This window comes from Methylophaga sp. (assembly GCF_965655755.1).
Taxonomy (GTDB): Bacteria; Pseudomonadota; Gammaproteobacteria; order Nitrosococcales; family Methylophagaceae; genus Methylophaga.
On sequence record NZ_CBFHHW010000011.1, the window covers coordinates 36,434 to 62,125 of the forward strand.

At 46.0% G+C, this 25,692-nt stretch carries 22 protein-coding genes; 15 read left to right on the forward strand and 7 right to left on the reverse strand.

All coding sequences use genetic code 11. The features are described from left to right. The first annotated feature begins 22 nt into the window (after positions 1 to 22). The 3 genes from dapB (at position 23) to ACTF5U_RS05555 (ending at position 5,490) form a co-directional block, all read left to right on the forward strand. A complete protein-coding gene (gene dapB / locus ACTF5U_RS05545) occupies positions 23 to 826 on the forward strand; it encodes a 4-hydroxy-tetrahydrodipicolinate reductase (protein ID WP_438970646.1) in 804 nt (267 codons plus the stop codon). Between the two features lie 102 nt (positions 827 to 928). Further along, the gene (locus ACTF5U_RS05550) at positions 929 to 1,984 is read left to right on the forward strand and encodes a response regulator (protein WP_438970647.1); all 1,056 of its coding nucleotides are present in this window, start codon (positions 929 to 931) and stop codon (positions 1,982 to 1,984) included. Between the two features lie 14 nt (positions 1,985 to 1,998). Continuing rightward, a complete protein-coding gene (locus ACTF5U_RS05555; protein ID WP_438970648.1) occupies positions 1,999 to 5,490 on the forward strand; it encodes a transporter substrate-binding domain-containing protein in 3,492 nt (1,163 codons plus the stop codon). Between the two features lie 7 nt (positions 5,491 to 5,497). Here ACTF5U_RS05555 and ACTF5U_RS05560 read toward each other — a convergent pair whose 3' ends face one another. Further along, on the reverse strand, positions 5,498 to 6,061 hold the full coding sequence (locus tag ACTF5U_RS05560) for a tetratricopeptide repeat protein (RefSeq protein WP_438970649.1): 564 nt from the start codon (positions 6,059 to 6,061) through the stop codon (positions 5,498 to 5,500). A gap of 9 nt (positions 6,062 to 6,070) precedes the next feature. Then, on the reverse strand, positions 6,071 to 8,425 hold the full coding sequence (mrcB, locus tag ACTF5U_RS05565; protein ID WP_438970650.1) for a penicillin-binding protein 1B: 2,355 nt from the start codon (positions 8,423 to 8,425) through the stop codon (positions 6,071 to 6,073). 391 nt (positions 8,426 to 8,816) lie between these two features. On the opposite strand from mrcB, the gene ACTF5U_RS05570 reads away from it, so the two are divergent. The 12 genes from ACTF5U_RS05570 (at position 8,817) to rluB (ending at position 21,330) form a co-directional block, all read left to right on the forward strand. Next, positions 8,817 to 9,371: a thioredoxin family protein gene (locus tag ACTF5U_RS05570; RefSeq protein WP_438970651.1), complete on the forward strand. Its 555-nt coding sequence runs from the start codon at positions 8,817 to 8,819 to the stop codon at positions 9,369 to 9,371. Between the two features lie 26 nt (positions 9,372 to 9,397). Continuing rightward, positions 9,398 to 11,386: a transketolase gene (gene tkt, locus ACTF5U_RS05575; RefSeq protein WP_438970652.1), complete on the forward strand. Its 1,989-nt coding sequence runs from the start codon at positions 9,398 to 9,400 to the stop codon at positions 11,384 to 11,386. Positions 11,387 to 11,535: 149 nt separating this feature from the next. Then, positions 11,536 to 12,531: a type I glyceraldehyde-3-phosphate dehydrogenase gene (gene gap / locus ACTF5U_RS05580; protein WP_438970653.1), complete on the forward strand. Its 996-nt coding sequence runs from the start codon at positions 11,536 to 11,538 to the stop codon at positions 12,529 to 12,531. A gap of 141 nt (positions 12,532 to 12,672) precedes the next feature. Further along, positions 12,673 to 13,860 carry a phosphoglycerate kinase gene (locus ACTF5U_RS05585; protein ID WP_438970654.1) on the forward strand — a complete coding sequence of 396 codons (1,188 nt, stop codon included), beginning with the start codon at positions 12,673 to 12,675 and terminating at the stop codon, positions 13,858 to 13,860. A 15-nt stretch (positions 13,861 to 13,875) separates the two neighbouring features. Beyond that, positions 13,876 to 15,342, forward strand: coding sequence for a pyruvate kinase (pyk, locus tag ACTF5U_RS05590; protein WP_438970655.1), 1,467 nt, complete (start codon positions 13,876 to 13,878; stop codon positions 15,340 to 15,342). A 27-nt stretch (positions 15,343 to 15,369) separates the two neighbouring features. Further along, positions 15,370 to 16,440, forward strand: coding sequence for a class II fructose-bisphosphate aldolase (gene fba, locus ACTF5U_RS05595; RefSeq protein ID WP_438970656.1), 1,071 nt, complete (start codon positions 15,370 to 15,372; stop codon positions 16,438 to 16,440). 123 nt (positions 16,441 to 16,563) lie between these two features. After that, complete coding sequence (crcB, locus tag ACTF5U_RS05600; protein ID WP_438970657.1) at positions 16,564 to 16,938, forward strand: fluoride efflux transporter CrcB; 375 nt, start codon at positions 16,564 to 16,566, stop codon at positions 16,936 to 16,938. Beyond that, on the forward strand, positions 16,935 to 17,237 hold the full coding sequence (locus tag ACTF5U_RS05605; protein WP_438970658.1) for a DUF190 domain-containing protein: 303 nt from the start codon (positions 16,935 to 16,937) through the stop codon (positions 17,235 to 17,237). Before crcB ends, ACTF5U_RS05605 begins: the two co-directional genes overlap by 4 nt. Before the next feature lie 3 nt (positions 17,238 to 17,240). Then, positions 17,241 to 18,515, forward strand: coding sequence for a serine--tRNA ligase (gene serS, locus ACTF5U_RS05610; RefSeq protein WP_438970659.1), 1,275 nt, complete (start codon positions 17,241 to 17,243; stop codon positions 18,513 to 18,515). Further along, positions 18,508 to 19,185 carry a site-2 protease family protein gene (locus ACTF5U_RS05615; RefSeq protein WP_438970660.1) on the forward strand — a complete coding sequence of 226 codons (678 nt, stop codon included), beginning with the start codon at positions 18,508 to 18,510 and terminating at the stop codon, positions 19,183 to 19,185. The genes serS and ACTF5U_RS05615 overlap by 8 nt, the downstream gene beginning before the upstream one ends. Positions 19,186 to 19,215: 30 nt before the next feature. Continuing rightward, positions 19,216 to 20,433: a tryptophan--tRNA ligase gene (locus tag ACTF5U_RS05620; protein WP_438970661.1), complete on the forward strand. Its 1,218-nt coding sequence runs from the start codon at positions 19,216 to 19,218 to the stop codon at positions 20,431 to 20,433. Between the two features lie 18 nt (positions 20,434 to 20,451). Next, positions 20,452 to 21,330, forward strand: coding sequence for a 23S rRNA pseudouridine(2605) synthase RluB (gene rluB, locus ACTF5U_RS05625; protein ID WP_438970662.1), 879 nt, complete (start codon positions 20,452 to 20,454; stop codon positions 21,328 to 21,330). 5 nt (positions 21,331 to 21,335) lie between these two features. On the opposite strand, the gene ACTF5U_RS05630 is transcribed toward rluB, so the two are convergent. From ACTF5U_RS05630 to hpnD, 5 genes are all read right to left on the reverse strand, one after another. Next, positions 21,336 to 22,268: a GGDEF domain-containing protein gene (locus ACTF5U_RS05630; protein WP_438970663.1), complete on the reverse strand. Its 933-nt coding sequence runs from the start codon at positions 22,266 to 22,268 to the stop codon at positions 21,336 to 21,338. 123 nt (positions 22,269 to 22,391) lie between these two features. Continuing rightward, positions 22,392 to 23,105: an SDR family NAD(P)-dependent oxidoreductase gene (locus ACTF5U_RS05635; protein WP_438970664.1), complete on the reverse strand. Its 714-nt coding sequence runs from the start codon at positions 23,103 to 23,105 to the stop codon at positions 22,392 to 22,394. Positions 23,106 to 23,110: 5 nt separating this feature from the next. Further along, positions 23,111 to 23,458 carry a hypothetical protein gene (locus ACTF5U_RS05640; RefSeq protein WP_438970665.1) on the reverse strand — a complete coding sequence of 116 codons (348 nt, stop codon included), beginning with the start codon at positions 23,456 to 23,458 and terminating at the stop codon, positions 23,111 to 23,113. Between the two features lie 56 nt (positions 23,459 to 23,514). Continuing rightward, positions 23,515 to 24,801: a hydroxysqualene dehydroxylase HpnE gene (gene hpnE, locus ACTF5U_RS05645; RefSeq protein WP_438970666.1), complete on the reverse strand. Its 1,287-nt coding sequence runs from the start codon at positions 24,799 to 24,801 to the stop codon at positions 23,515 to 23,517. Continuing rightward, positions 24,798 to 25,646, reverse strand: coding sequence for a presqualene diphosphate synthase HpnD (hpnD, locus tag ACTF5U_RS05650; RefSeq protein ID WP_438970667.1), 849 nt, complete (start codon positions 25,644 to 25,646; stop codon positions 24,798 to 24,800). The genes hpnE and hpnD overlap by 4 nt, the downstream gene beginning before the upstream one ends. Positions 25,647 to 25,692: the final 46 nt, after the last annotated feature.

Consider the following 25,692-nt stretch of genomic DNA (forward strand, 5'->3'; position numbering starts at 1 on the left):
GAATTGAATGTAAGGAAGACAAATGGCAACTAAGATTGCGATTAATGGTGCGGCTGGCCGCATGGGACGTTGCTTGATTCAGGCAGTAAATCAGACTGAGGGATTAGAACTCAGTGCCGCTATCGACCGGGCTGAATCTTCTTTGTTGGGAGCGGATGCGGGTGAACTGGCCGGTGTTGGTATGCTTGGCGTCGCTATTTCAGCTGATGTTGCCAAGGCCACTCAAGACTCAGACATTATCATCGATTTCACCTTGCCGGAAGTCACAATGGCACTGTTACCGCATTGCGTTGCTAATAATTGTCGACCTGTGATTGGTACAACCGGGTTTGATGACGATCAAAAACAAGCAATTGAAGAGGCGGCGGAAAAAGTAGCAATCATACTGGCGCCGAATATGAGTGTTGGTGTGAACCTCTCACTCAAACTACTGGATATTGCCGCCCGCGTTTTGGGTGACGATGTAGATATTGAGATCGTTGAGGCGCATCACCGTCATAAAGTTGATGCACCCTCCGGTACAGCCTTGCGTATGGGAGAAGTCGTCGCCGATGCATTGGGTCGAGATTTAAAGCAATGTGCCGTATATGGCCGTGAAGGTCGCACAGGTGAACGTAATCGTGACACCATCGGTTTTGCTACGGTCAGAGCTGGTGATATCGTCGGAGATCACACGGTTATGTTTGCTGCCGAAGGTGAACGTGTCGAAATTACCCATAAAGCCTCCAGTCGAATGACTTTTGCTTTCGGCGCCATGCGCGCGTCAAGCTGGGTGATGCAGCATGATAACGGTCTATTTGATATGCAGGATGTCTTAGGACTTTAAAACGGTACAATTTTTAGGTCCTTCTTTCAGGGATTCTGGCTTAACTGTACATCCAGGAATTTTTGTCTATATAATCAGTTAGGACGGTTAAGGAATAGACTGATGCCTATGAATGCAAAAATCCTGATTGTAGATGATGTTGCCGACAACATTCAGGTTGCCATGAACTTGTTGAGGGAAGATAACTACGCGTTTTCTTTTGCGAATGACGGTCATAAAGCTTTATCCATGCTTGATAACGAAGAGACAGATTACGATCTTATTCTCTTAGATATCATGATGCCCGGCATAGATGGTTTTGAAGTTTGTCGGCAAATTAAATCTAGACCAGCCATTAGAGATATTCCAATTGTCTTTCTCACGGCTCGCTCCGATGTTGATTCTATTTCCAAAGGTTTTGAACTGGGTGGTGTTGATTATGTCACTAAGCCATTTCACTCCGCCGAGCTGCTCGCCAGAGTCAGAACTCATGTTCAGCTGTATCAGGCAAAAAAATGGCTAAAACAGCAAAATATAAATCTCGAAACCCATAACAAATTTAATGAACAACGTCTGTTATCGGAACTCGAGGCTAGTCAGAAGGACCTCATCTGGTTACTTACTGAGTTGATGGAATCAACTTCCGATGAGACGGGAAAGCATATACGCCGGGTTGCAGAACTTTCCTCCTTATTGGCCAAACTACATCCAACCCTCAATGATGATGATGCTGATACGCTTTATCATGCCTCACCGATGCACGATATCGGCAAGATGACTGTGCCACACGAAATTTTGCATAAAGCAGGTCGCTACACCCCTGAAGAGTTCGATATCATGAAAAAGCATACGACCAATGCTTATCAATTATTAGCGGGGTCAAAGCGTAAATTGACCAAAGCAGCAGCTATTATTGCTCACGAACACCATGAAAAATGGGATGGGAGTGGTTATCCACGAGGATTGAAAGCAGCCGATATTCATATTTATGGACGTATCGTAGCCATTGCGGACGTATTGGATGCCTTGACCCATAAACGTTGTTATAAAGATGCTTGGGAGCTTGAAGAGGCGATTGACTTTATCAAGATACACCGTGGCAGCCACTTTGATCCGCAACTGGTAGATTTGCTTACTGAAAATCTGGATGCTTTTGTCACCATCTTGGAACAAAGTTAGGCATAGTGTCTAGGATGCTGCTACATCCTGAAGCAGGTGAGTTCAAGCGGTTTCTCATAATTTCAGCTTTATTGCTACTGACATTGTGTTCTGTGGTGAGTGCCGATCAGGCCCGTTCTGAACCTCATATCTCTATTACGCTATCGGCTGAAGAGCGTGATTGGATTAAGCAACATCCCGAGATCATCGTTGGTGGCGGCACTGACTGGGCGCCATTTGATTTTGTATCTAACAGCGGCGACTACACGGGACTAGCAAGAGATTATCTAGAACTCATTTCAGCTCACACCGGTCTAAATTTTCGTTATGAAGTGGGTCTCTGGAGTGAAAACCTGCACCGTTTTCGGAATGCTGAACTGGATCTGTTGCCAGCTGTCTACAGGACGCCGGAACGTGAACAATTTATGAATTTTTCCAGTCCTTACCATGAGATGCTGGATTATTTTTTCATTCGAGATGATATTGTTGCCGAGTCACGATCGGATCTGGACGGAATGCGTGTTGCAGTTCCGAAGGATGACGCACATAACCAGTTGATTATAAGTCACTTTCCTTCACTTGAAATCATTGAAGTCAAGAGTGTTGGTGACGCAATTGATGCCGTTCTGGAAGGGCGTGCTGAGTTGATTTATGACAACTATGCTGTGGTGAGATTTTTACTGGAAAAACTCGCCATCAACAGTATTGTTGCCCTCGAATCAACACGCGATATTGGCAATGAGTTTATCCATATTGCGACGCAAAAAAATGCTCCGGAGCTGGCTTCCATCATCCGCAAAGGACTTGATGCAATTACAATCAGTCAGAAGCGTACGATTCACGATAAATGGTTTGCCCAGAGTTTCAGTATCAATAAACCTGGCCTGAACTTATCAGATGCCGAGCAGACTTGGCTGGATGCTAATCCAAGTATCACTTTTACCGGTGACCCGAACTGGTTGCCTTATGAAGCTTTCACTAGAGAGGGGCAATATATCGGTATTGTGGCTGAATATTTGAAACTCATTACCGATAAGCTTGGCCTCAATGTTGATTTTATTCATACCAGCAACTGGACCGAGTCTGTGGCGCTGGCGAGACAGGGTAAAGTTGATGTGATCTCTGAAACGCGTGATTCCACATTATCTAATAGCCTTAATTTCACTCAATCATATTTAACAAGTCCTATCGTTATTGTGATGCGAGAGAATGAGACATATGTTGAAGGAATAGAGCAGATAAGCAATCGACGACTCGCTATGATCAAGGATTATGGCTATGTAGAAACTATAAAAAAAGCATATCCAGATATAACATTTCTGGAGGTCGACACGATTCAGTCTGGACTGACAGCGGTATCCACCGGGAAAATAGATAGTTTGATAGCCACATTAGCGCAGGCAAGTTACCACATTTCAGAACTGAGTATTAATAACATTCGGATTGTGGGTGAAACCCGATTTAAGACGGAATTAGCATTTGCCATTCATCCTGACAATGAACCATTAGTTTCAATGTTTAATCGGGCCATAGCTGATATAAGTCTGACTGAGAAACAACAGATTCTGGAGAATTGGGGTAAATACAAATTCGCCTCTCGTATTGACTATGGGGTGGTAGCGAAAGTTGTGGCTGGATTTTTACTGTTCCTAATCATCGTTTTGTACTGGAACAGAAAGTTGGCCCTAGAAGTGAAACGTCGTAGACGAGCTGAAGCACAGACTCAGAAGTTGATTGATTGTATCCCTCTCCAAGTCGCTGTGACAGACTATGGCGGTGGGATTATTACAGTAAACCCAAAAGCCTTGGAGGATTATAAAGTCTCTCTGGAAGATATTGGAAATCTCAATATGCTTGATTTTTATGTTGATCCAGAACAACGACAAAAAGTCATGCAGGAGTTGCGGGAAAAAGGTTCTATCAATCAGAAAATTATTCAGTTCAAGCGCTTTGATGGCGAGAAACGATCCATGATGGTGTCAATTATGCCGATTCAATATTATGGAAAAGAAGCTTTACTCGCCATTGCTGTAGATCTGACTGACAGACTTGAGATCGAAGAGGCCTTACGTGAGGCTAAAGAAAAAGCTGATGTCGCCAATAAAACCAAGTCTGAATTTCTGGCAAATATGAGTCATGAGATTCGTACTCCCATGAACGCGATTATTGGGTTTACTGAGCTACTGTTTGACAAGGTTAAAGAACCCAAACTTAAGTCTTATGTTAAAACAATTCAGTCGGCGGGGAATGATCTGCTTTTGCTTATAAATGATATTCTCGACTTATCTAAGATCGAAGCGGATAAGTTAGAAATCACTAAGTCAGCAAGCAACCCTCATTTGATGTTTGATGAGCTTGCCAAAATATTCCAGATAACGCTGCGAACCAAAGGTGTGGAGTTATTGTTGGAAGTCGATCCAAATATTCCGTCGGGTCTTATGCTTGATGTCGTAAGACTCAGACAAGTTTTGGTTAATCTGATTGGTAATGCGGTCAAATTCACAGAGACGGGGTCGATTACGCTGCGTGCCAGCACCGTACGCAATGATAAAATTTCTGAAACATTAAGCCTTCGTCTGGATATCGAAGATACCGGCATCGGTATTCCTGAGTCGCAATTAAACACGATCTTTGAAGAGTTCCATCAAACTCAAGGACAGAATTTAAGTAAATTTGGTGGCACAGGGCTGGGTCTGTCAATCAGTCATCGTTTGGTTACGTTAATGGGAGGAACGCTTACTGTAGAGAGTAAACAGGGCGTTGGATCAACTTTCACGGTAATTCTGGATAATGTAACTATTGCTGCATCGCAGCCGGATGAGCAGTTCGACACCACACTCCCTCAGATCAACTTTGAATCAGCTACTATTTTATTAGCCGATGATATTGAAAATAACCGTCTCTTAATCAGAGAAATATTTACTGGTAGTGAAATCCTATTACTAGAGGCCGAAAACGGTCGAATTGCCGTGGAAATGATCAAAAACAATTCTGTTGATCTGGTATTAATGGATTTGAGAATGCCAGTGATGGATGGTTATCAGGCTGCCGCCAAAATTAAGCAATTCAGCCCGGATATGACGATTATTGCTTTGACTGCATCTGTAATGAAAGATGAGTTTGATCGCCTCAAATCGGAACATTTTGATGATTATATTCGTAAGCCAGTCAAGAAGCAGGAATTATTTGCCAAGTTAGCGAATTACCTCAAACATCAATCAGGCTCATTAGAAAATGTGCCGAATGTGGTTAATTTGACTGAGCACGAATTGTCGGTTCTACCCGATGTGTTAGATGGACTTAAAACCATAGAACTGGAATGGAAAAGAGCTTACGAGAGCAATGATATCAGTGATATTAAGCGATTTTCTGCACAATTACTCTCATTGGGTGAAAAGCAACAATTTCGACCTGTGATCAACTATGCACAGCTATTGTTAAACAAACTCGAAGTGTTTGATATCAGTGGTATTGGCGAGACTATGACAGCATTTCCCGACCTCTGTCGACAACTTGAAGAGGGGTAAGCGAAAATCAGTATCTTGATGATTTGGCTGTAGCATCACGGGAACCTGACGCATCACCTGCCCGTAGTCTAATTTTGGCAATGAGGTTCCATAGGCGTTTTAGTTGATTACGATTGCCCTGTGCGACGGAAACCCCCTTCAGTGTAACCTGTTCAGCTAAGCCATAATCTTCCAGCTCCATATGCGTGAGCGCCAGTGAATAATAGACTTCGGGATCGCGGGGAGCGATACGTTGAGCCCGTTGTAAGCTACTCTGGGCAGCCCGGTAGTCTCCTGTTGCGCGAGATTGATCGGCATTATCCAGCAAGGCAATCACTGCCGAGTTTTGCTGCACCTGCGGTTGTTGGGCGGGTTCAGATTGGGGCCGAGGCTCAGCATCCGGCATTGGTGAAGTCTGAGCCGGTTCATCATAGGGCTCATATCTGTCGTCTTGCTGTGGCTGGGGCGGCTCTGTTCGATCAGAACGATCATCAACGGGTGGTTGCGGTTTATAAGTGGGCGCGACCGTACAGGCGGATACCAGTATTAATAAGCCAACAGTGATGAAAAAACGTGATGCTACAGCAGTCATAAGTTTTCCTTATTCAAACCAGTCCTTAATCCAGTCAATCGAGCGGGAGACGGGATCTTTTTCTTCATCCGACATGGCAGAACAGTCCGCACTGAGTTCGGGCTCAGTGCCTTTGATAAACGGTAATTGACGGGCGTTCTCACAATGTTCGGCTGAGAGTTTGCCATTATCGGGATCTATCCATAACCATTCAATGTTTTCCGGGGTAGCAGCATGAAATGATTCCAGAGGCTGCGAAGCCATAAACTGTTTCCAAACTTTAAGCGCACCACCGGACCCGGTAAATGGCAACGGGCTGTTGTCATCTTCTCCCAGCCAGACGACGGCAAGACGATTAGCACTGAAGCCGGCAAACCAGCTATCACGTTGGTCATCCGATGTGCCAGTCTTACCTGCAACATTAATTGATGCGGGCAGGCTCTGATAAATACTGCTTGCTGTGCCCGTGTGTGTGACCTCTTGCATCGCTGTTTGCAGCAAATAAATATCATCGGTATCCACAGTCTGTTTGAGCTGAAATGGATAGCTGGATAAAGCTGTGCCCTCACTATCTGTGACGGTTCGTATTGCTCTTGGTGGCATTTGAAAACCATTCGCTGCAATGGTTTGGTACATGGTTGCCACTTCAAGTGGAGATAGCCCCTGTGCTCCTAATAATAGAGAAGGATAGGCATCGAAACGACGTTTAACACCGAGTCGTACTAAGGTATCAATGACTTTATCCAATCCTATCTCCATGCCTAATCGTGCTGTGGAAATATTATAGGAATGTGCCAGTGCTTCGATGAACGTCACCTGTGAATGCGATTTCTTCCCGAAATTTTGGGGTTTCCATGTCTGGCCATTAGGTAAATCCAGAGTATATGCCGAGTCATCCAGAGGGCTGCTGAGAGTGTAACCCTGCTCCAAAGCGGTCAGGTAGACAGCTGGTTTAACCAGTGAACCGATAGGCCGCAAGGAGTCCAGCGCTCGGTTAAAGCCTTTATAGCGGGTGTTACGATCACCAATCACTGCGAGGACTTCACCGGTCTGGGGATCAGTTACAACCATGCTCCCCTGTAGTTTCTCAACCCGTTTACCATAGGCATTTTCGAGACTAGTAATAGTTGATTTTAAGGCTGTTTCAGCTTGACTCTGGGCAATAGGATCCAGACTGGTGAAAACACGTAAACCTTCTGAATTTAGATCATCATCGCGGTAGTGGCGACGCAGTTGTCGTTTCACCAAATCGAGGTACGCAGGATAGGCTTCTTTTAATAAGGTGCCTTTTTTGACAATATCCAGTGGCGCCGTTGATGCTTTTTGATATTGTTGCTGTGTGATTTCACCTTGTTCGCGTAAGACTTTCAGTACCAGATTTCGACGCGAGATTGCTCTTTCGGGATGACGACGAGGATCATAATAAGAAGGGCCCTTCACCATGCCTGCCATTAACGCCACTTGATGCAACTTGAGCTCTTGAATCGGCTGTGCGAAGAAATAATTAGCGCCCAGACCAAAGCCATGAATGGCGCGTGAACCATCCTGCCCCAGATATACCTCATTTAAATAAGCTTCGAGAATGTCTTCCTTGCTGTAATGTGCTTCCAGAAGAATTGCCATGGGCATTTCCAACAGCTTACGAATCAGACTGCGATCAGAAGTAAGATAGAAGTTTTTGATTAATTGCTGAGTGAGGGTGCTGCCGCCCTGGACAAAACCACCGGCTTTGATATTGGCGACCATCGCTCTGGCAATACCTTTAGGTGAAATACCGTGATGGTCATAGAAATCGCGATCCTCAATTGCTATCAAGGCATCAATCAGAGTCTGTGGGGCGTCCTCCAGTTTGATCAGGTCGCGGTCTTCATTATTGAGTGGATAAATGCCACCAATCAAAACGGGCTCGAGTCGGACCAGTGCCAGATCATTGCCACTGGTCTCACTCAGCGAGGTTACCGCACCGCGATTAAAATCGAGCACCAGTCTGCGAGCTGGTTCCCTGCCGTCGGTAAAGTTGAAACCACGCGTTGAAATGATAGCGCGTGATGAAGAGAATGCAGCTTGGCCTGGCTGTGAGGCTTTACTGACAATTTGATAGCCGAGGCCGCGTAATTCAACCTTTAAATCTTTAATCGAAAGCGGTGCGCCGGCATAGAGTTCTAACGGGCGTGCATATACTTTTGCAGGCACAGCCCAACGCTTGCCTTCAAACTGGCTTCGAATCTGTACGTCAAGAAATAACGTGAGCAAACCCAGTAATACCAGAAGCGTGAACAACACTTTGAATAAAGTGGATTTACTGATAAAGCCTGAGTGAGTCTTTTTATTGTTACGGCGTGGTGCTTTGCGCTTGGTAGATTTGCGAGTTTTTTTTTGAGCCATATATAATCGGTATGAGTTCGGGAATAATGAAATGCCACAGTAAATCATTCGTGTGTGTAATTCTGTTAATTGAGTGGCATCAATATGAACAATTATCACTTATGCTAACAGAGCATCCGTTAGCGACGCAGGTATTATCCTCCAGTGCACATTTTTTTGCTTGCGCTAAAATACAAGACTCAGCAGTGTAAGAGAGTAATTCAGCGGGTATCCGAGTAGCCTGAGATGACCAGTTTCTTCCCGCGATACAAAAGCCTATCCTGCCCTAACTCTGGTGGTAGCATGATTTCGCATTATTGAAATTGTCTGGTAATATGCAGAACTCCGAATGGGTTTCATAAAAAAATTTATCATCTGAAACCGCGAGAAACAGCAACTGTAGTGAGAGTTTATGGCTTTAGAGACACCAGTCTGTGACTTTGGCTTACCTGCCATTGATTTTTCTCTGCCGGGAACAGACGGCAAAGTTTGGACATTGGATGATTGCCGCGGTGAAAATGGTTTGTTGGTCATGTTCATCTGTAATCACTGTCCTTATGTTCAGGCAGTTATTGAACGCTTAGTTCGTGACACCAATGAACTCAAACAGATGGGTATGAATTCGGTCGCCATTATGTCGAACGATGTGAATGAATATCCTGAAGACTCTTTCGACAATATGAAGCGTTTTGCGCAGGAACATGAGTTTTCATTTCCTTATTTATATGATGAAACACAGCAGATCGCCCAGCAATATGGGGCCGTCTGCACCCCTGACTTTTTCGGGTATAACAAAGACCTGCAGTTACAATACCGCGGTCGTCTGGATGCCAGCAGGAAAGAAGCTGCAGCAACGGATGTAAGACGAGATCTGTTTGAAGCTATGCAACAGGTCACTGAAACAGGCCACGGCCCGGAAAATCAAATACCTAGTATGGGTTGCTCGATAAAATGGCGAGCAGCTTAACTTTTTTTAATAGGAGAATGTAGAAAATGGCTACACGTAGACATTTAGCTAATGCAATCCGTGCTTTAAGTATGGATGCAGTACAAAAGGCGAATTCTGGTCACCCAGGTGCGCCTATGGGTATGGCGGATATCGCCGAGGTGTTGTGGAACGATCATATGAAACACAACCCTAATAACCCAAATTGGGCTGACCGTGATCGTTTTATCTTGTCTAACGGCCACGGTTCTATGTTGATTTATTCATTGCTGCACCTGTCAGGTTACGACTTGCCAATGGATTCACTCAAATCATTCCGCCAGCTGCACTCACAATGTGCGGGTCACCCGGAATATGGTTATGCACCAGGTATCGAAACAACCACTGGTCCTCTGGGTCAAGGTATTACCAACGGTGTTGGTTTTGCTATGGCTGAAAAACTGATGGCGGATCAGTTCAACAAACCAGGCCATGACATTGTTAACCACAACACATACGTGTTCATGGGCGACGGCTGTCTGATGGAAGGTGTTTCACATGAAGCGTGTGCACTGGCCGGTACTTGGGGTCTGGGTAATCTGATCGCATTCTGGGATGACAACAACATCTCTATCGATGGTCACATCGATGGTTGGTACACAGACGATACGGTTAAACGTTTTGAATCATATGGCTGGCACGTTCAATCAGTAGATGGTCATGACTCAGACGCTATTAACGCTGCTATCGAAGCGGCGAAGAAAGTCACTGACAAACCTTCTCTGATCTGTACTAAAACCATCATCGGTTTCGGCTCGCCAAACAAATCTGCAAGCCATGACTGCCACGGTGCTGCGCTGGGTGATGAAGAAGTTGCATTGACTCGTAAAGAGTTGGGCTGGGAATCTGAGCCATTTGTTATCCCTGAAGATGTATACGCAGGTTGGGATGCAAAAGCGAAAGGCGATTCAGCTGAAGCAGAATGGAACAAAAAGTTCGATGCGTATGCTGCTGAATACCCAGAACTGGCTGCAGAATTCAAACGTCGCATGGCGGGTGAGTTGCCAGCTAACTGGAAAGAAGCGACTGACAAAATGATCGCTGCGATCAACGAAGATGCGCCAAGCGTAGCATCTCGTAAAGCATCGCAAATGGTTATCACAGAGTTAGCACCTGTGTTGCCTGAATTTTTGGGCGGCTCTGCTGACTTGACAGGTTCTAATCTGACAAGTTGCCCAAGCTTTAAACACGTTTCTGGTAAAGAGCCAGGTAACTACATCTCATACGGTGTACGTGAATTTGGTATGTTCGCGATCATGAATGGTATGGCATTGCACGGTGGTCTGATTCCATTCGGTGGTACGTTCCACATGTTCTCTGACTATGCTAAGTCTGCATTGCGTATGGCTGCATTGATGAAGATCCGTACCATCGCTGTTCTGACCCATGACTCTATCGGTCAGGGTGAAGATGGTCCGACTCACCAACCAATCGAAAATACAGCCGGTCTGCGTTACATCCCGAACATGGATGTATGGCGTCCTTCAGATGCAACTGAAGTTGCTGTCGCTTGGACTGCTGCTGTCGAACGTATGGATGGTCCTTCAAGCCTGGTATTCAGCCGTCAGGGTATCCCTGGTCGTAAACACGAAGCAGCTGATTTCGATGCAATCCGTAAAGGTGCATATGTGCTGTCTGAAGCAGAAGGTGGCGCAGCTGACGTGATTATTATTGCGACAGGTTCTGAAGTTGATTTGGCTGTTAAAGCACAGGAAGAACTGAAAGCAGACGGTGTAAAAGCACGCGTTGTTTCTATGCCTTCAACCAATGTGTTTGATCGCCAAGACCAAGCATACAAAGATAGCATTCTGACACCGGGTGTTAAGCGTGTTTCTGTTGAAGCTGGTGTGACTGACTTCTGGGCGAAATATGTTGGTCTGGAAGGCGGAAGTGTTGGTATTAACACCTTCGGTGAATCAGCCAAAGGTCCAGATCTGTTCAAACACTTCGGTTTCACTGTTGAAAACGTAGTTAAAACAGTCAAAGACGTACTGTAATCTTTTAGGTTACTTATACGTTCATATAAAAATAACCAGTGGGCTTCACGGCCCACTGGTTTTTTTTTATCTGGTATTTTCAGGTTTAAAAAGTGTAATCTGATCAGATTGTAGTTTTTAGACAATAAATGAATTTAAGAGGATTTAGCATGACGATTCGAGTAGGTATTAATGGTTTTGGCCGTATTGGACGTATGGCTTTTCGCGCAGCGATAAAAGATTTCACGGATATTGAAGTTGTTGCTATCAATGATCTATTGGATCCTGAATACCTTGCTTACATGCTCAAATATGACTCGGTCCATGGACGATTTCATGGCGAAATTGATGTTAAAGACGGTAATTTAGTGGTTAATGGTAAAACGATTCGTATCACTGCTGAACGTAATCCGGCTGATTTAAAATGGGATGAAGTGGGTGCGGATCTGGTGATTGAGTGTACCGGCTTCTTCCTGACAGAAGATAGCTGTCAGGCCCATATCGAAGCAGGGGCTAAGAAAGTGGTGCAGTCAGCGCCTTCCAAAGATCATACACCGATGTTTGTTTATGGTGTGAATCACAAGGACTATGACGGTCAGTCCATTGTTTCAGCCGCTTCCTGCACGACCAATGCGTTGGCACCGGTTGCTAAAGTATTACACGACAGTTTTGGCATCAAGCGCGGTTTGATGACGACGGTACATGCGGCAACGGCAACACAGAAAACAGTGGATGGCCCATCGATGAAAGATTGGCGTGGTGGTCGTGGTATTTTGGAAAATATCATTCCGTCATCAACCGGTGCAGCTAAAGCGGTGGGTAAAGTCTTACCTGACCTGAATGGAAAACTGACTGGTATGGCATTTCGCGTGCCTACGTCAGATGTCTCTGTTGTTGACCTGACTGTTGAACTGGAGAAAGACACCAGCTACGACGCGATTTGCCAGGCTATGCAAAAAGCGGCACAGGGCGAGTTGAAAGATGTGCTGGGCTATACTGAAGAAAACGTCGTGTCGACCGATTTCCGTGGACATACTGCACCATCTAACTTTGATGCCGGTGCCGGTATTGCGCTGGATGGTACGTTTGTCAAAGTAGTTGCCTGGTACGATAATGAATATGGCTATACATGCAACATGATGCGTCTCGTGCAGCATGTTGGTTAGTCATTATTCGGTATAACTGATGTAATTTAATCAAGGCTTCCTGGTCACAGGAAGCCTTTTTTATGCCCCCTGAAAAGTAGGTGAGCGTTATACTGATATGCCTGCTCACTGTTTTAAATTTTTTGACGAGGAAGTTTTCATATGTCCGTAATCAAGATGGCTGACCTGGATCTGACCGGCAAGCGAGTCCTAATCCGACAAGATCTCAATGTGCCCCTAAAAAAGGGTGTGGTTGCAGATGGAACTCGTATTCATGCGTCTTTGCCGACAATCAAGGCTGCATTGGACGCTGGAGCCAGGGTCATGATTATGTCCCATCTCGGACGACCCACGGAAGGTGAGTACGAGCATCAGTACTCGATGGCGCCTGTAGCCAATTACCTGTCGGCGTTATTAAAACAACCGGTCAGACTGGAACAAAACTGGCTCGAACCCGACTTCATTCCGGTAGAACAGGGTGAAGTTGTGTTGTGCGAAAACGTCCGCTTCAATATGGGTGAAAAAGCGAATGATGAAGCATTATCGAAACGTATGGCAAGAATGTGTGACGTGTTTGTGATGGATGCCTTTGGTACTGCTCATCGAGCTCAGGCCTCAACACATGGCGTGGCAAAATATGCACCAATAGCCTGTGCGGGACCTTTACTTGCCGGCGAACTGGAAGCTCTGGGTAAAGCTCTGGATAATCCAGCCCGTCCTTTGGTGGCAATTGTAGGAGGCTCTAAAGTATCCACTAAGCTGTCAGTGCTTGAAACCTTATCCAAAAAAGTCGATCAATTGATAGTGGGTGGAGGTATTGCGAATACCTTTATTGCGGCTGATGGTGGCAATGTAGGTAATTCTTTGTATGAAAAAGATTTGATTGATACCTGTAAAAGCTTACAGGCCGATGCACAATCACGAGGTGGCGATATCCCGGTACCGACTGATGTCGTGTGCGGCAAAAAGTTTGCTGAGAATGCAGAGGCCGAGACAAAAGCGGTTGCTGATGTGCAGGACGATGATATGATATTCGATATTGGTCCAAAAACTGCCAAAAAGTTGGTAGAGATTCTTAAAAACGCAGGCACTATTGTCTGGAATGGACCGGTCGGTGTATTTGAATTTACCCAATTTGGAGAAGGCACCAAAGAAATCGCTATGGCGATTGCTGAGTCCGATGCCTTCTCGATAGCCGGTGGTGGTGATACGCTGGCGGCGGTGTCCAAATACCATATCAGCGACGATGTTTCCTATATTTCCACTGGCGGCGGTGCTTTCCTGGAGTTCCTGGAAGGTAAGAAGCTGCCTGCTGTTGAGATTTTAGAACAACGCGCTGCCTCAAGTTAAATTAAGGAGTTCATAGTGACGGCCATTAGACGAACAAAAATTGTTGCGACTCTGGGGCCAGCCACGCAAAGCCCGGCAGTATTGGATGCCATGTTTGACGCCGGCATGAATGTGGTGCGACTGAATTTTTCTCATGGCGATCCCAATGCACATATTGGACTGGCTAATCTCGTCCGCGAACGTGCTAAAAAAAGTAATAAGCCGGTCGGTATTCTTGCAGATCTACAGGGTCCCAAGATTCGTATTGCGCGATTCAAAAATGCCAAAGTGAATTTAAAAGAGGGCGATTATTTCGTTCTTAATGCCGACCTTGATACGAATGCTGGCGATGAGCAGCAAGTTGGTATTGATTACAAAGCCCTGCCTGATGATGTCGCTGCGGGCGATATCCTATTACTTGATGATGGCCGTATTGTATTGATGGTGGATAAGGTCGAAGGACCAAAAATCACAACGCAAGTGACAGTTGGTGGTGAACTATCCAATAACAAAGGGATTAATCGTCAAGGTGGTGGTTTATCTGCCGCCGCTTTAACGGATAAAGACAAACAGGACATTATCACTGCGGCAAAATTGGAAGCCGATTATCTTGCTGTTTCTTTTCCACGATCAGCCGATGACATTCACGAAGCTCGACGTTTGTTAAAAGAAGCAGGTGGTCATGCCGCTATTGTTGCCAAGATTGAACGTGCAGAAGCCCTGGATGCGATTGAGGAAATCATTATTGCGTCAGATGCCATAATGGTTGCGCGCGGTGATTTGGGTGTAGAAATGGGAGATGCAGCATTGCCACCGATACAGAAACGTATTATCGGGATGGCACGACGAATGAACCGCATTACCATCACTGCCACGCAAATGATGGAATCGATGATCCAAAATCCGATCCCTACCCGGGCTGAAGTGTTTGATGTGGCCAATGCCGTTCTGGATGGCACAGACGCGGTTATGCTTTCCGGTGAAACGGCTGTCGGTAAAAACCCAATCAAAACGATTGCCTCAGTGCACCGTATTTGTTTACAAGCTGAACAGGAGCGTGAGATCCGTGTTTCCCGCCACCGGATCGATTCGCATTTTGAGCAGATGGATGAAGCGATTGCGATGGGAGCCATGTATCTTGGCAATCACCTGAGTGTAAAAGCTATTGCTGCGTTAACGGAATCCGGCTCTACCACATTATGGATGTCACGTATCAGCTCAGGCATTCCGATTTTTGCAATGACACCCCATGAATATACCGCCAGAAGAGTGACGCTATATCGCGGTGTTTATCCCATTCTGTTTTCACGTACTCACGATGATCACGTCACACTAAATCGTGACATGATTGACGAACTGGAGCGTCGCGGCGTAGTGACTGAGGGTGATATAGTAATCATTACAAAAGGTGATCTTGAAGTGGCCGGTAGTACCAATGCACTTAAGTTGGTGCAGGTAGGCTCCATGATCGAACCTCAGAATAAACAACAAAGCTGCGAATAAACCGCAGTTTCTAGCTAGGGAGGAAATATGGCTCTCGTTTCATTGCGCCAATTGTTGGATTATGCAGCTGAACATGAATTTGGTATACCCGCCTTTAATGTCAGCAACATGGAACAGGTGCACGCGATTATGCAGGCTGCAGACGCCGTGGATAGCCCCGTGATTATGCAGGGCAGTGCTGGTGCACGCTCGTATGCCGGTGAGCCGTTTCTCAGGCATCTTATTGAAGCCGCGGTTGAACAATATCCACATATTCCGCTAGTAATGCATCAGGATCATGGTGCTGCTCCCCACATCTGTGCTCGTTCTATTCAGTCCGGATTTAGCTCTGTAATGATGGATGGTTCACTACTGGAAGATATGAAGACCCCTTCAGAATTTGACTACAATGTCAGAGTGACCCGCACAGTGACGGATATGGCTCATGCCTGTGGGGTTTCAGTTGAGGGTGAACTTGGTTGTCTGGGTTCATTGGAAACAGGCATGATGGGCGAAGAAGATGGTCATGGTGCTGAAGGCGCTTTAGATCACAGCTTATTGCTCACTGATCCGGATGAGGCAGTCGAATTCGTCAAATTGACCGAAGTAGATGCGCTGGCTGTCGCGATTGGCACGAGTCATGGCGCCTATAAATTTAGCCAGCCTCCCACCGGTGATATTCTGGCAATAAGCCACTTGAAAACATTGCAGAAAAAGCTGCCAAGCACCCATTTCGTCATGCATGGTTCCAGTTCGGTACCACAGGACTGGTTGAAGATTATCAATACCCATGGTGGCGATATTGGCCAGACCTATGGTGTACCGGTGGAAGAAATAGTCGAAGGCATCAAATACGGTGTGCGTAAGGTCAATATTGATACCGACCTTCGCATGGCATCAACAGGCGCAGTTCGGCAGTTTCTGATGGATGAGTCTAACAAAGCGGTTTTTGACCCTCGTAAATTTCTCAAAGCATCAACACAAGCAATGCAGACGATATGCCAATCACGGTATGAAGCATTTGGTAGTGCCGGTCATGCCAGTAAAATTAAGGCAATACCATTGAGTAAGATGGTTGAACATTACGCCGCAGGGGATTTGAAACCTGAATTGCGTTAATAGCTTTTACCATGTGTTCAGATTGTGCGATTCCCAAAGCTTTTTTGTAAAAAACCAATCAGTTGCGAGAGAATCGATGTAATGCGTTAAACTATAGGTTTTGAACTCTTAGGAATTTATTCTGTGCAACAGATTCTAGCGATTGCTGCTGGTGGTGCAGTAGGTGCAGTGTTGCGATTCATTCTCTCCAATAATATCTATCGAGTTGTAGGTAGGGACTTTCCTTACGGCACGATGGCTGTTAATGTTCTCGGCTCGCTGCTAATGGGATTTTTATTCATCACGATGGTGGAAAGACAAATTGTTTCCGTTGAATGGCGGTCAGCGATTCTAGTCGGCCTTCTTGGTGCATTTACCACGTTTTCGACATTTTCTATGGAAACGATAGCTTTGCTGGAAGATGGCGAACTCTTAAGAGCGATGATGAACGTCATTTTAAGCGTTTTATTTTGTCTGGTTGCAACATGGGTTGGTATCAGTGTTGGGAGACAGTTATGAAGCGTATAGATGTGATAATGGTCCGGGTTTATCTTGCCGATGGGCGCGATCAGGTAAACAAAACACTTCGGTGGATGGAAAAATCGGATGTGCGTGGCTTTACTGTTTTTCGTGGCGTCGCTGGCTTAGGAAGTGACCATAAGCTTCACAAAGCGTCGATATTGGATTTGTCGTCAGAATTACCTGTCGTTATTGAATTTTATGATATCCCTGAGCGGGTAAACCTGATAATTGAACAACTGGAGGGTATGGTCAAACCGGACCACATCGTGAGTTGGCCTGCACAATCTGGAATTTAGAACATGTTAGACCCGAAAATATTAAGAAATGAAACCGAGAAAGTGGCAAAAGAACTTGCTCGTCGTGGTTTTCAACTGGACTTAGAGCAGTTGGCGCAACTGGAGCAAGATCGAAAAACAGCCCAGTTGGCAGCACAGGAACTTCAGACAGAACGTAACAGCCGTTCCAAAAATATAGGTAAAGCGAAAGCGGCCGGTGAAGATATTGCGCCGTTACTTAAAGAAATTGAAGATCTGGGTGATCGGCATAAAACAGCGGAAGCAGAACTGAGCGCTGTCCTTGAAAAGATCAACGATATTGCAATGGGCATTCCCAATATTCCAAATGCTGATGTGCCAGTAGGGAATGACGAGGACGATAACGAAGAAATATTACGTTGGGGCGAGCCTCGCCAATTTGATTTTGAGCCTAAAGATCATATTGATTTAGGTGCTGATCTCAACGGCATGGACTTTGAAACGGCAGCAAAAATCAGTGCCGCTCGATTTGTCACTTTATCCGGTCCGTTAGCAAAGTTACAACGCGCTTTAACGCAGTTTATGCTCGATACCCACAGTGAAGAGCATGGTTATACAGAAACCTATGTCCCGTATCTGGTCAATGCTGATTCCTTACGTGGCACGGGGCAATTGCCTAAGTTTGAAGAAGATTTATTCAAAGTGGATGATGGTCAGTTTTACCTGATCCCCACGGCTGAAGTGCCGGTCACCAATATTGTCCGTGACACGATCACTGAAAATGCCTCGCTACCGTTGAAATTTGTAGCACATACGCCTTGTTTTCGAAGTGAAGCAGGATCACATGGTCGCGATGTGCGTGGTTTAATACGTCAGCATCAGTTTGAAAAAGTGGAGTTAGTGCAAATTGTTCGTCCGCAGGACTCTGCAGCGGCACATGAAGAGCTAACAGCCCATGCCGAAAAAATTCTTCAAATGCTGGAGTTGCCTTACCGTAAGGTCAATCTGTGTACAGGTGATCTGGGGTTCTCATCTACTAAAACGTACGATCTGGAAGTGTGGTTACCCAGCCAGGATACCTATCGTGAAATATCATCCTGCAGTAATTTCGGTGACTTTCAGGCGCGACGTTTACAAGCTCGCTGGCGGAATCCTGAAACCGGTAAACCTGAGTTGGTACATACCCTGAATGGTTCAGGGCTGGCAGTCGGACGTACCCTGTTGGCGATATTGGAAAATCATCAACAAGTGGATGGTTCTATAACTATTCCGGAGGCATTGCGACCTTATATGGGTGGTCGGGAAAAAATCAGTGCTTGAATTCAGCCTGCTCCAGAAAATTATTATCTGGGCGATTCCGGTTCTGTTTGCGATTACCTTGCATGAGGTTGCGCATGGTTGGGTGGCACTTAAGTTAGGGGATAGAACGGCTCAAATGATGGGGCGCCTGACATTGAATCCGATCAAACATGTGGATCCGATTGGGACTTTATTAGTGCCTGGGCTATTGTTACTGATGAGCGGTTTTGTTTTTGGTTGGGCGAAACCCGTACCGATCAGCTATCAAAACCTACGTAAGCCTAAAACGGATATGGCCTGGGTCGCTCTTGCAGGGCCGACCGCGAATCTGGTGATGGCGACGATCTGGGCATTAGTCGTGAAGATAGGTCTATTTCTGGCGCAATCAGGTGTTGTGATGGGTGAGGCAATGATGTTTATGGGCGTTGCCGGGGTCCTCATTAATGCGATGCTGATGATGCTCAATTTGTTACCACTCCCACCTCTCGATGGAGGCAGAGTCTTGGTGAGCGTGTTGCCAGGCCCGATGGGCTGGCAGGTGAGCCGTATGGAACCGTATGGATTTTTTATTTTGCTGGCGTTGTTGTATTTCGGCATCCTCGGCATGGTTTTGTGGCCTTTGATCAGTGGCTTGTTGAACGTGCTGGCACTGATTTTTAGTTTGCCACCTCAAATATTCAGCATTTTATAGCGCTGGTCAGGCTAATATCAGGAGAACATTTTGGATACAGTAGCTTTACAGTCCCGTCGAATTGTTTCAGGCATGCGTCCTACCGGACGATTGCATCTGGGTCATTATCACGGTGTACTGAAAAACTGGATCAAGTTACAGCATGAGTTTGACTGCTTCTTTTTTGTTGCGGACTGGCATGCGTTAACTACTCATTACGAAGAAAGTGATGTTATTGAAGACAGTGTCTGGGAAATGGTCATGGATTGGCTGGCAGCCGGTATTGAACCTTCAGCGGCGTCATTATTTCTGCAGTCAAAAGTACCGGAACATGCAGAGCTGCACTTGTTACTGTCGATGATGACGCCGTTATCTTGGCTTGAACGCGTTCCGACGTATAAAGATCAGCAGGAAAAGTTAAAAGAAAAAGATTTATCGACCTATGGTTTTCTCGGTTATCCCCTGCTGCAGAGTGCTGATATTCTGATTTATCGTGCCGGCCAGGTACCTGTTGGTGAAGATCAGGTTGCCCATGTTGAGTTAACACGAGAAGTAGCACGACGCTTTAATCACCTTTACGGTCGTGAGAAAGATTTCGAAGAAAAAGCGGAATCGGCAATTAAAAAAATGGGTAAGAAAAACGCCAAGCTTTATAACAATCTTCGGAAAGCCTATCAGGAACAGGGGGATGGTGAGGCATTAGCCACAGCTCGTGCGCTGTTGAAAAATCAACAGAATCTTGCTCTGGGTGATATGGAACGTTTATTCGGCTATCTGGAAGGTGCGGGTAAAGTTATTTTGCCGGAACCCAAAGCGTTACTGACGCCAGCGTCCAAAATGCCTGGGCTGGATGGTCAAAAGATGTCTAAATCTTACGGCAATACGATTTCTCTTCGTGAGCCGGAAGACGCACTGGCAGATAAGATTAAACGTATGCCGACGGATACCAATCGTGTACGTCGAAGTGACCCGGGTGATCCAGATCGCTGTCCGGTCTGGCAGTTGCATGAAGTCTATGCCACCGAAGATCAAAAACAATGGGTCCAGGAAGGCTGCCGAAGTGCGGGTATTGGTTGTCTGGATTGCAAAGGGCCACTAATTGATGCTGTGACAGCAGAGCTGAAGCCGATTCGTGAACGGGCCAATGATTTTAGTCAGCATCCGGAGGATGTACGTCGTATTATTGATGATGGTACAGCTGCAGCGCGCGAAGTAGCGCAAGAAACTCTCATAGAAGTCAGATCCGCTATGGGTCTGAATTATAAATAAAGGTCACTCAGGTTATTTATGGCTGAACGAATTCAAAAAGTACTGGCACGGGCTGGTTATGGCTCCAGACGTCAGGTTGAAACCTGGATCAAAGAGGGCAAGGTTAGCTGTAATGGCGAAACGGCGACATTGGGTGACCAAATCAGCGAAGGCGACAGACTGAAACTGGATAATAAACCTCTGTCACCGAAGCGCCTTTGGCAACAACCGCAACAAGTCATCCTATACAACAAACCTGTAGGTGAAGTCTGCACCCGGAATGATCCAGAAGGACGTCGTACAATCTTTCAGGCTTTGCCTACGCCAGAGCAGGGACGTTGGGTCAGTGTGGGCCGATTGGATTTAAACACCAGCGGTCTGATCATATTGACGACAGATGGTGAATTAGCTAACCGTTTGATGCATCCTTCTAATGAGATGGACCGTGAATACGCCGTCCGTGTACTTGGTGAAGTAACACCAGAGATCATGCAGAATCTGCGTGATGGCGTCATGCTGGAAGACGGCGAAGCACATTTTGCCGATATTCAGGAGTCCGGTGGTGAAGGAGCCAATCACTGGTACCACGTGGTGATCCAGGAAGGTCGTAACCGTGAAGTGAGACGTTTATGGGAAAGTCAGGGTGTACAGGTCAGTCGTCTGATGCGGGTTCGTTATGGGCCGATTATTATCCCGAATAACCTGCGTATGGGTCATTGGACCAAAGTGGAAGGTGCCGATCTGGACCATCTCTATGAACAAGCAGGTATGAAACCAATACAGGTAGAGAAAACCGGCAAAAGACAGCAAAAAGCGGTCAGAAATCAGGCAACAGCCAAAAAAGAATCGCCTTACCGCGGCAAAAAACAGCCACAGGAAAAAACATCGAAACGATCACCACGGATTCGGGGCCGATAGAGCTACTATGCTTCTGCGATAGCGGGAGCACAGACAGTGACATTCCGGCCTGTCTGTTTGGCCTGATACAAGGCCATGTCAGCGCGTTCGAATAGGTGGTAGCCTTGCTCTTCAGCTTGAAGTTGTGCAATACCTAAACTGACGGTGAATCCGAAACTCCGCTTGCCGTCGTGACAGAGGATCTCTGATACGGCGATACGGATACGTTCAGCCACAATGCTGGCAGATTCACTATTGGTATTATTCAGTAGCAATACAAACTCTTCACCACCAAAGCGATATGCCACGTCACTGAGACGAAGGGTTTGAATAATCGTATCGGCCAATACTTTCAAGGCACGATCGCCACTATTATGACCATAGTTGTCATTAATGGCTTTGAAGTTATCAATATCTAGTATGACGAGTGTCAGATCTTGATTGTGACGTCTTGCTAAATCAACTTCCCGAGTAAGACTACTTTCATATGCTGCGCGATTACCCAGCCCGGTTAGACTGTCTTTTAATGCTGACGCTAGTGCTTGCCGGTATAACAAGCAATTTCGAATCGGGTAGACCAGCAGGCAGAGTAAATCTTCCAGCAGCTTGATATCGTTGTCCGTGAATTTATGTCTTCGCGTCAGTGTCAGGTCACCGAGATAACTACCATTCATTTCCAGTTTGTAGTGACAGCGATGATGATGTGCTTTGTCACTGTCGACCTGGCAGACACCCTGATGTAGAAAATGGAAACTATCGAAACCGAGAATGCCTTGCGTCTGTTCCTGAAACAGGGCGAGTAATTCTTCCAACATCAATGTGGTTTGCAGAATGCTGGGCAGGCGGGCAAAGACCTTTGCTGTCGTTTCAGTTTTGGTCGTTTCTATATTTTGATTAGCATTACGGCCTCCCTCAAGTAAGGTAAGTTTTGCCGTTCCACTATGTATCTGATGTTCCATATAAGCACATCCTTAACAAGATTAATAATTAACTTGCTATAAGTGTGCCAATTAAATTTTATTGAATAAAATCAGGTATATAGAAAATAACGTCAGAGAATTGACGATCGAAGAGATCAAGTTTTACCGGGTTTGTCTGTGACCCTGGTCACATAATAAATTAAGATATTGCAGGGCAATTTCATCAGCTTCAGGTAATTCAGTTGGATCCTTAGCCGGAAAGGCGCGTGCAAATAATTCTGTTTTGGTATCGCCGGGGTCGATGCAGTGAACGGCTACATGAGCTTGCGCTTCCAATTCGTCACTCAGTTGAGCTGCAAAGGCTTCAGTTGCAGCCTTGCTGATGCCATATGCACCCCAATAGGCTTTATGGCTGTGCGAATCGGTTGTAAAAATTAATGTGCTGCTCTGTTGTTTCTTAAGCAAAGGCAAGCAAGCCTTGGTAAGTAAAACAGCCGCTGTAAGATTGATATGCAGGGTTTCCAACCAGGTTTGAGTATCCTGATGTTCAACCGGTGCAAGTTGTCCCAGCGTTGCGGCACAATGAATGACAGCATCAAGACGCCCAAAATTATCACTAATGCTTGTGGCTAACTGTTGATAGTCAGGCTCGCTCGCGCCCTTAAGATCGAGAGGATAAATGGCAGGCGTACTGAAACCAGCCTGTTCAACCTCATCATAGACTTTTTCCAGCAGTTTAAGCTGCTTGTCCAGCAGAATAACTGTAGCGCCCTGAGCGGCGCAGGCTTTGGCTACTGAGGCACCGATGCCGCGGGCGGCACCGGTGATAAGAATTATGTGATCGTTGAGCTGATCGCCCTCAGCGGGGTGTTGCATCAAGCTTAGTTAGCCGGGATGAACTGGCTATATTTTGCAACGCCGTTTTGGAATTGCACAGCAGTGATGCCATCTTCACCGTGCCATTCGTGAAGAGTAACAGTCAGAGCATCAATCTTATGTGTTTGAGTCACATCAGGTTCACCCCATTTTGCTATAGCTTCTTCTTCTGTCATGCCTTCAGCAGAGACAGTTTCTTCATCAGCAGTAGCTTCATCACCTGAAGTTGCCATTTCTTCCGACGACATTTCTTCAGCGGGTGCGGATTCTTGAGTGCTGCTATCGTCACCACAGGCAACTAAAAACAGACCCATGAATAAAGCGATAAACATTAAACGAATATGGTTCAACATGGTATTCCCTATTGTTATAAGTGTAAAAATTTTGAGTATAGCAATCGACTACAAGCTTAGCGACTAGCGTGCTGATGTTCCATTAACTGGGTCGCAGTTTGCTCACCGTTTATGATAGCGCCTTCCAACGTTGCTGGGTAGCCATTCTTTATATAATCGCCGGCGAGCCATAAGCCCATAATCTCAGTCCGATTGTTGGGCCTTTGTTGCTCAATGTCAACGTTGCAGGCAAAAGTGGCTCGTTTTTCACGGATAACATAGGCCTCATAGGGCGCCGCTGGCAACTTAGGCATAAGCCATTTAATTTCTTTTGCGACCTTTTCAACCAGAGCGGCTTTATCAAGACGTTCGTGCTCGCCGGGACCGCTGATGACCACGGTAACCAGTCCCGGTTTTATGTCATGACGCTCGAATAACCACTGACTGATGGTGCCTGACAGACCGACGATAGGCTGAGACAGCCGAATATCGGATGAGTATTGCAAATACACCGTGGTAATCGGATAACTACCAGGGTCGGTAAATGAGATGTGTGGTGTTAACAATGACTGGCTTGCTTTTGGATTGGTAGCAACGATGACATGATCTGCTGGAATAAATACTTCATTCTCGAGCGTAATACCTGTGATCGCTTTATTGTGGATGTTCAATTGTTTTACACGTGACTGTCGGCTAATTTTGCCGCCATGGTGTTCAATAAATGCCGCTGCGTGATGCGGTACGCTATCACCCAAGGGGTGAGTTGTGAGCAGTAAATCTGTGTTACGCCGTTTACGGAAGGTTTCCGTCAGAACGTGAGAAAAGACTTTGGCTGAAGCATGCTCTATGGGCGTGTTGAGCATGGCCAAACATAAAGGCTCCCATAGTTGCTCTACCAGCCTTGCTGACTGTTTATGCTGACTTAGCCAGCTTTTTACACTGAGGTCATGTTTCTTCGATAAGCCCTGGCACGCTACTAATAGTTGAGATACCTGCTTGAAAACAGTGAAGCCATTATCACGCCATAATTGCCAGGCAACGCTGAGAGGCCAGGGTAAGGTCTTACCGGCGTTAATAAGCAGGGGCGCGTAGTTTGGGTGATGGATAGTTAAATCAAGTGACTTACGCTGGAATAAGACTGACTCACTGGCACCGACGGTTTTCAGCAGGTCAAGAGTGCGAGAATAGGCACCGATAAGCAGATGCTGACCATTATCAACATCCAGTCCCTGCCATGATATATTCCGGGCTCTTCCACCAAGTTGCTTTGCCGCTTCGAAAAGATGCACTGTTTCGCCCATTTGAGTGAGCCGGACTGCTGCTGCCAGGCCACTCCAGCCACCTCCTACGATGATGGTTGTCATTGAGCGTATTTTTTTTCTTTACGTGCGGTTCGCCATGCTAACCAGAGTTTTCTTATGGGGGTCAGCGATACCCGATGTTTCATCACCTGAAAGCCTTCACGTTCGAGTTCATCCAGTGTGGTTTCATAAATGGCAGACATGATCAGACCGGTGCGTTGTTCATAGCGATCTTCTTCAGGCAGAGCAGTTTTCGCTTCCAGATAAAACTGGCGGGCACGTTCTGCCTCGAATGTTAATAAGTCGGTAAGTTCAGGCGATTGTCTGAAAGCAAGAATATCCGCACTGGTGACACCAAACCGGTCGAGATCTTCCTGTGGCAGGTAAATACGACCTCGTTCAGCGTCTTCCCGGACATCACGGATGATATTGGTCATCTGAAAGGCTAGTCCAAGTTTTTCAGCATATTTGAGCGTTTTTCTGTTTTGGTAACCAAAGATTTCAGCAGCAAGCAAGCCGACAACGCTCGCGACACGGTGACAATAGAGTGCCAGATGTTTGAAAGCGACATAGTCTTGCTGGTGCAAATCCATTTCCATGCCATCAATGATTTCCATGAAGTATTCCTGATGCAGCTCAAAGTGTTGCAATGAGACTTGCAAAGCTTTACCAACAGGATGAGTCGCTGTACCGTTGAAGGTGTGTGCAATTTCAGTTCGCCACCAGGCTAGAGTTTTTGCAGCAACTTCCGGATCGGCTATTTCATCGACAGCATCATCGACTTCACGACAGAAGGCATAGAGAGCGGTAATGGCCTGTCTTTTCTGAGCCGGCAAAAACATAAAGCTATAGTAAAAGCTGGAGCCGCTTTTTGCCGCTTTATCTTTGCAGTATTCGTCAGGCGTCATTTTTGTAAACGTTCCACTATTTCGCCTTGAATCAAATGAGATTCAA

Excerpts from the sequence above, each read along its gene's own strand:
- ACTF5U_RS05555 (WP_438970648.1), top strand. The coding sequence starts at position 1,999 with ATGCTGCTACATCCTGAAGCAGGTGAGTTCAAGCGGTTTCTCATAATT.
- hpnE (WP_438970666.1), bottom strand. The coding sequence starts at position 24,801 with ATGACAACCATCATCGTAGGAGGTGGCTGGAGTGGCCTGGCAGCAGCA.
- ACTF5U_RS05640 (WP_438970665.1), bottom strand. The coding sequence starts at position 23,458 with ATGTTGAACCATATTCGTTTAATGTTTATCGCTTTATTCATGGGTCTG.
- rluB (WP_438970662.1), top strand. The coding sequence starts at position 20,452 with ATGGCTGAACGAATTCAAAAAGTACTGGCACGGGCTGGTTATGGCTCC.
- serS (WP_438970659.1), top strand. The coding sequence starts at position 17,241 with ATGTTAGACCCGAAAATATTAAGAAATGAAACCGAGAAAGTGGCAAAA.
- ACTF5U_RS05630 (WP_438970663.1), bottom strand. The coding sequence starts at position 22,268 with ATGGAACATCAGATACATAGTGGAACGGCAAAACTTACCTTACTTGAG.
- ACTF5U_RS05605 (WP_438970658.1), top strand. The coding sequence starts at position 16,935 with ATGAAGCGTATAGATGTGATAATGGTCCGGGTTTATCTTGCCGATGGG.
- ACTF5U_RS05550 (WP_438970647.1), top strand. The coding sequence starts at position 929 with ATGCCTATGAATGCAAAAATCCTGATTGTAGATGATGTTGCCGACAAC.
- ACTF5U_RS05585 (WP_438970654.1), top strand. The coding sequence starts at position 12,673 with ATGTCCGTAATCAAGATGGCTGACCTGGATCTGACCGGCAAGCGAGTC.
- mrcB (WP_438970650.1), bottom strand. The coding sequence starts at position 8,425 with ATGGCTCAAAAAAAAACTCGCAAATCTACCAAGCGCAAAGCACCACGC.
- ACTF5U_RS05570 (WP_438970651.1), top strand. The coding sequence starts at position 8,817 with ATGGCTTTAGAGACACCAGTCTGTGACTTTGGCTTACCTGCCATTGAT.
- tkt (WP_438970652.1), top strand. The coding sequence starts at position 9,398 with ATGGCTACACGTAGACATTTAGCTAATGCAATCCGTGCTTTAAGTATG.
- hpnD (WP_438970667.1), bottom strand. The coding sequence starts at position 25,646 with ATGACGCCTGACGAATACTGCAAAGATAAAGCGGCAAAAAGCGGCTCC.
- fba (WP_438970656.1), top strand. The coding sequence starts at position 15,370 with ATGGCTCTCGTTTCATTGCGCCAATTGTTGGATTATGCAGCTGAACAT.
- ACTF5U_RS05560 (WP_438970649.1), bottom strand. The coding sequence starts at position 6,061 with ATGACTGCTGTAGCATCACGTTTTTTCATCACTGTTGGCTTATTAATA.
- dapB (WP_438970646.1), top strand. The coding sequence starts at position 23 with ATGGCAACTAAGATTGCGATTAATGGTGCGGCTGGCCGCATGGGACGT.
- gap (WP_438970653.1), top strand. The coding sequence starts at position 11,536 with ATGACGATTCGAGTAGGTATTAATGGTTTTGGCCGTATTGGACGTATG.
- ACTF5U_RS05635 (WP_438970664.1), bottom strand. The coding sequence starts at position 23,105 with ATGCAACACCCCGCTGAGGGCGATCAGCTCAACGATCACATAATTCTT.